7 protein-coding genes are annotated in these 5,323 nt (G+C 69.2%); 5 read left to right on the forward strand and 2 right to left on the reverse strand.

Annotated elements, in window-relative coordinates:
- On the reverse strand, positions 1–232 hold a 232-nt coding region (locus V3572_RS05465), incomplete at its 3' end, for a polyprenyl synthetase family protein (RefSeq protein WP_442877357.1).
- 111 nt (positions 233–343) lie between these two features.
- Here V3572_RS05465 and V3572_RS05470 point away from each other — a divergent pair.
- The 5 genes from V3572_RS05470 to V3572_RS05490 all read left to right on the forward strand — a co-directional run bounded on the left by V3572_RS05470 (position 344) and on the right by V3572_RS05490 (position 4,826).
- Positions 344–1,573: a PAS domain-containing sensor histidine kinase gene (locus V3572_RS05470; protein WP_332109974.1), complete on the forward strand. Its 1,230-nt coding sequence runs from the start codon at positions 344–346 to the stop codon at positions 1,571–1,573.
- Complete coding sequence (locus V3572_RS05475) at positions 1,570–2,247, forward strand: response regulator transcription factor (protein ID WP_332109975.1); 678 nt, start codon at positions 1,570–1,572, stop codon at positions 2,245–2,247. The genes V3572_RS05470 and V3572_RS05475 overlap by 4 nt, the downstream gene beginning before the upstream one ends.
- 258 nt (positions 2,248–2,505) lie before the next feature.
- Positions 2,506–2,655 carry a hypothetical protein gene (locus V3572_RS05480; protein ID WP_332109976.1) on the forward strand — a complete coding sequence of 50 codons (150 nt, stop codon included), beginning with the start codon at positions 2,506–2,508 and terminating at the stop codon, positions 2,653–2,655.
- The gene (locus V3572_RS05485; RefSeq protein WP_332109978.1) at positions 2,652–3,083 is read left to right on the forward strand and encodes a hypothetical protein; all 432 of its coding nucleotides are present in this window, start codon (positions 2,652–2,654) and stop codon (positions 3,081–3,083) included. The genes V3572_RS05480 and V3572_RS05485 overlap by 4 nt, the downstream gene beginning before the upstream one ends.
- A 129-nt stretch (positions 3,084–3,212) precedes the next feature.
- The gene (locus tag V3572_RS05490) at positions 3,213–4,826 is read left to right on the forward strand and encodes a glutamate synthase-related protein (RefSeq protein WP_332109979.1); all 1,614 of its coding nucleotides are present in this window, start codon (positions 3,213–3,215) and stop codon (positions 4,824–4,826) included.
- A gap of 219 nt (positions 4,827–5,045) precedes the next feature.
- Here the strand turns inward: V3572_RS05490 and V3572_RS05495 are convergent, their stop codons facing one another.
- Positions 5,046–5,306, reverse strand: a complete 261-nt coding sequence (locus V3572_RS05495; protein ID WP_442877358.1) for an alpha-hydroxy-acid oxidizing protein — start codon at positions 5,304–5,306, stop codon at positions 5,046–5,048.
- Between the last annotated feature and the right edge of the window lie 17 nt (positions 5,307–5,323).

The following is a 5,323-nucleotide window of genomic DNA, read 5'->3' on the forward strand; positions in this document are numbered from 1 at the left end:
TGGCCGGCAGGTCGTCATGAATGAGGGAATAGGTGTGGATGCACTCGATGGCGCAGGCGAAATCAAGCACCTTGTCCGCCCGGCCTCCGACCAGTTCCGCCCAGGCCAGACAGAGCACCGGACGCAGCCGCTTGCCCCCGGCCATGAGCGAGTAGTCCATGGAAGCGGCCAACCGCTCGGGAGTCAGGCCGTCGCTGAAAATCGTGGCCAGGCGGGATTCCACCACCCGCAACAGGGACGCTTCCCGCCGTCCTGCGCGGACCAACCCGGAAGGGGGACCGGCCGCCCCATGCGACCGGTCCCACGCCTTCCGCTTCGCCCTGAAAGCGGCTATGCTTTCGGCATGAACGCCGATTCCACGTCGCCGTCCGTCACCGAAACGGACGCCGACGCCCTGCGCCGGGCCATGGTCATCTACCGCACCGTGGCCGATTTCACCTACGACTGGGAGGTATGGCTGGGCCCAGGCGGCCGACCGCGCTACGTCTCGCCGTCGTGCGCCAGGATCACCGGACGGTCCCCGGAAGAAGCCCTGGCCGATCCGGATTTTTTCGCCCGGATCATCCACCCTCACGATTTTCCGGGATGGCGGGCGGGCATGGACCAGGCCCGGGAGGCGGGCGCGCCGTCCATGGATTTCCGCATCCTGCGCCCGGACGGGGCCGTGGTCTGGGTGGCCCAGGAGACCACCCGGGTGTCCGGCCCGGACGGCGAGCCCATGGGCCTGCGCCTGAGCCTGCGCGACGTGACCGACCGGGTGGCCGCCCAGAAGGCCCTGCGCGAGGCCAACGAGCGCCTGGAAGAACGTGTGGCCGCACGCACGGCCGAGCTTGTGCAGGCCAACGCGGATCTGCGCCGGGAGATCACCCGGGGGGAAACCGCCCGTAAAAGCCTGGAACAGTCCCGGCAGCGCATCCGCAACCTTTCGGCCCATCTGCGCGACAGCGTGGAGCAGGAACGCCGCCGCATCTCTCGGGAGATCCACGACGAACTGGGCCAGACCCTCACCGCCCTGTCCATGGGGCTTTCCCGCCTGGAAAAACGCCTGCCCCCGAACGACACGGCCTCCCGGGGACACATCGCGGACATCGCCGCCCTGGCTGAAAGCGCCCTTTCCACCGTGCGCCGCATCGCCCGGGAACTGCGCCCGGCCATTCTCGACGACCTGGGCCTATGCGAGGCCATCTCCGCCCATGCCCGGTCCTTCGCCGCAAGCGCCGGGATCGCCGTCACGGTGGACGCCCCAGACATCACGCCGGTCCTCGACCCGGAACAGGCCACGGCCCTTTTCCGGGTGCTCCAGGAGGCCCTGACCAACGTGGCCCGCCACGCCGGGGCCGCCCGGGTGCGGGTGGCGCTTTCGGCCACGAAACGCGGGATGCGCCTGACCGTGGCCGACGACGGCCGGGGCGCGCCGCACAAGGCCCTGAGCGATCCCACGGCCTACGGCATCCTGGGCATGCGCGAACGCATGCGCTTTTTCGGCGGCGACGTGGACGTGCGCCCGGCCAAAAACGGCGGGACTACGGTCACGGCCGTGCTGCCCCTGGCCCACCGGAGAAAAACGCCATGACCCTGACCAAACGCGAGAAGGACGCCGCCGCCCCCCTGGTCGTCCTGGTGGTGGATGACCACGCCGTGGTGCGCCGGGGCACCATGGACATCCTGGCGGACATGCCCCGGGAGTTCCGCTTTCTGGAGGCCGCATGCTCGGCCGAGGCCCTGGCCCTGGTCCGGGCCCATCCCTGCGGCCTGGTGCTCCTGGATCTGTCGCTGCCCGACGAAAGCGGTTTTGCGACCCTGGCCGCCATCCGCCGCCATGACCCGGAACTGCCGGTCATCATCTTAAGCATGCACGTGGAGGCCGAATACGCCCGGCGCGCCCTGGCGCTTTCCGCCAACGGCTACCTGGGCAAAAATTCCGCCCCCGGAGAACTGGCCCAGGCCATCGAAAAGGTGCTCTCCGGCGAGACCTACGTCAGCCCCGGCCTGTCCGGCGAACTGATCACCCAGGGCGGCCCGGGCGGCAAATCCCCCCGCCTGTCGCCCCGGGAGCGCGAGGTCATGCACCGCCTGGCCCGGGGCGAGAAGCTCACGGACGTGGCCGCGGCCATGCGGGTCACGGTGCAGACCGCCGGAACCTACCGGACGCGCATCATGAAAAAGCTCAACCTGCGCACCACGGCGGATTTTTTCCGCTACGCCCTGGAAAAGGACGACATCCTGCCCTCGTCGCGCATCCCCTGAAAGACGCGGGGGCGTTTTTCAAGAAGACGCCACCCGCGCCGATCTGTTCGCCTTTTCATCCGCAGCCTCCCACTAGGCGGCCGCCGCACGACGCGCCGTCCCGCCTTCCGCGTCCCCGGGCCGGGCCGGTCGCTCCGGTCGAGCCGGTCGGACTGGTCGAGCCGGTCGCGTCTGTCTGAAGATTCCGACAAAGTTGCGGGCCGGGGCGATCCCCGCCACAGTCTCGCCATCATCCCGGAACCGGCTGGTGGACGCGCCATGAACCTGCTTACGACATCCCTTTTCTGGGCCTCGGCGGCCATTGTGGCCGTCCTGGCCGTTGCGGCGCTGGCCTTTGGTCTGCGCCAGGGGCGGCATTTGCCCCAGGATTTCGACTTCGACCGGCATAAACGCTTCGAAAACCGATGAACCCCTCCGAATCGTCCTCCTGCAAAGACCGCCCGGGCGCCCCCACGACGCCCTGGCTACCCGACCACCCCCTGTGGGAAACGGCCTTCGATCCGCCCCATCTGGGCATCCCGGCCAACCCCACGGCCTCGGCCCGGGTCGTGGACCACCAGGGCGGTTTCATCGAAATCTTTGTCAGCGTCGCCAAGGGCCGCATCGTCGACGCCGGATTCCTGACCAGCCTGCCCGGGCCGGGCATGGCCGCCGCCTCCCTGTGGTGCGCCGCCGTCCTGGGGGCCTCCCTGGCCGAGGCCGTCAAGGCCCCGCCCAAACCCCCTCCCGGCCTCCCGGCCAACCATGAACTGCGCCGGGCCGTCCGCCTCGCGGCCAGGGCCGGTCAGTCCGCCCTGGTGCGGGCCGCCCGCCCCCCTGCGCCGCAAAACGGCTGACCTCCTGACATATTTTAAGGCCCGCACCACAAACCCGCGACATCCTCGCCGGGCCGGGACCATCCGTGCCGCCCGGCTTTTCCATCCACCACGACGCGGCCCTTTCGCCGCCAAAGGAGACCCCTCGCCATGCAGCCCCAAAAAACCAACGACGTCCTGGGAACCGCCAACCGGGGCACGCCCGCCGAATCCGGCCTGTGCACCCTGTGCCGCGCCGACTGCGCGGGCAAATGCGAAACCTGGCTGTCCTGTCTGCGCGGCCGGGACATGCTCTATCCCCGGGACTTCGGCATGATCACCGCCGGGAGCGCCAACATCGATCCGCAGGGCGTGTCCTACGCCTCCCTGCGCCTGGCCGGGCGCGTCCTGGGGCCCGGCGACGACGCCGAACGCATGTTCACCGGCGTGGATCTTGCCGCCACGTTCGGCCGCGATCCTGGCCTGACCGCGGGCCTGCCCATCATCACCGGGGCGCTGGGCTCCACCCGGGTGGCCGCCGTCTACTGGAACGGACTGGCCGTGGGCTGTGCGCTGTGCGGCGTGCCCCTGGTCATCGGCGAAAACGTGGCCGGCATCGACCCCCGGGCCGAGTTCAAAAACGGCCGACTGTCCAAAGCCCCGGAACTCTCCCGGCGCATCGCGGTCTATCGCCAATACGCCACAGGCGCAGGCGGCATCCTGGTGCAGCAAAACGTGGAGGACGCCCGAAACGGGCTGGCGGAATTTCTGGCCGAGTCCCACGCCGGGGAGGTGGCCATAGAGCTCAAGTGGGGACAGGGGGCCAAAAGCATCGGCGGCGAGATCAAGGTGGGCAGCCTGGAGCAGGCCCGGTTTCTCGCCTCGCGCGGCTACGTGGTGGACCCAGACCCGGACGACCCCGGCGTGGCCCAGGCCTTCGCCGACGGCGCCGTGCGGGCCTTCGCCCGGCACAGCCGCCTGGGGCATGCCGATCTGGGCGACTTCGAACGCCTGCGCGAATCCTTCCACGCCACCGTCAGCCGCCTGCTCGCCCTGGGCTTTTCCCGCATCACGCTCAAAACCGGGGCCTACGGCGTGGAGGGGCTGGCCATGGCCGTCAAATGCGCCGCCGAGGCGGGCCTCGACCTGCTGACCATCGACGGCGCAGGCGGCGGCACGGGCATGAGCCCCTGGAACATGATGGACCACTGGGGCGTCCCCTCCCTTCACCTGCACGCCAAGGCCCGCGAATTTGCCGACGCCCTCTCCCGGCGCGGGGTCAAACCCGCCGACATGGCTTTTGGCGGAGGCCTGGCCCGCGAGGACCACATCGTCAAGGCCCTGGCCCTGGGCGCGCCCTACGCCAAACTGGTCTGCCTGGGCCGGGCGCTCATGATCCCGGCCTTTGTGGGGGCCAACATCGAAGGGGTGCTGTTTCCGGAAAAACGCGCCGCCGTAAACGGCCTATGGGACACCCTGCCAAAGGCCGTCTCCGAACGCGGCACGACCCCCGAGGCCATCTTCGCCGGATACCACGCCCTGCGTAAGCGCCTGGGCGAGGCCGAAACACGCGCCCTGCCGCTGGGGGCCGTCGCCTTCTGCACGCTCATGGACAAGCTCGGGGCGGGCATCCAGCAGTTCCTGGCGGGCATGCGGCGCTTCGCCGTCACCGAGCTGGCCCGGAACGACGTGCTGGCCGCCAACCGCGAGACCGCGCGCGAAACCGGCCTGGAGCATATGGCCGAGTCCGGCCTGGAACAGGCGAGGCGCATTCTGGAGGCGTAGCGCCACCGGGGCTGCCGCCCCGGACCCCGCCCGGGGGAAATCATTTCCCCCGGACCCCCTGATATCGTTGGCGTTTCCCGAACAGCAAAGCTGTTCGGGAAACACCAACGAAAGTCAGGTTGGCCAGAGAACGTGAGTGCTCCCGCACGCGAAGCGCGACAAAGTTTTTTGGAGAGGGTCCAGGGAGAACCTTTTTTTCAAAAAAGGTTCTCCCTGGTCTTATCTGCGTAAAATAGAAGGATCGACGTGCGAGGCGTCGGCCGTGCCGGTCAGGATCATGGCCGCCGTGAGTTCGGCCCGCATGGCGTCGAGCAAAAGCGCGACGCCTTCGGCCCCGCCGCCCACGGCCCCGACGACGAGCGGACGCCCCACCAGCACGGCCTGGGCGCCGAGCGCCAAAAGCTTCAGCACGTCCGCGCCGGTGCGCACCCCGCCGTCAGCCAGTTTCCTCGCTTTGAATCGAAATGCAGAGAGCCTCAGTTACTGAAGCCTGGCCG

This window comes from Desulfolutivibrio sp. (genome assembly GCF_036584575.1).
In the GTDB taxonomy this organism is placed as follows: domain Bacteria; phylum Desulfobacterota; class Desulfovibrionia; order Desulfovibrionales; family Desulfovibrionaceae; genus Desulfolutivibrio.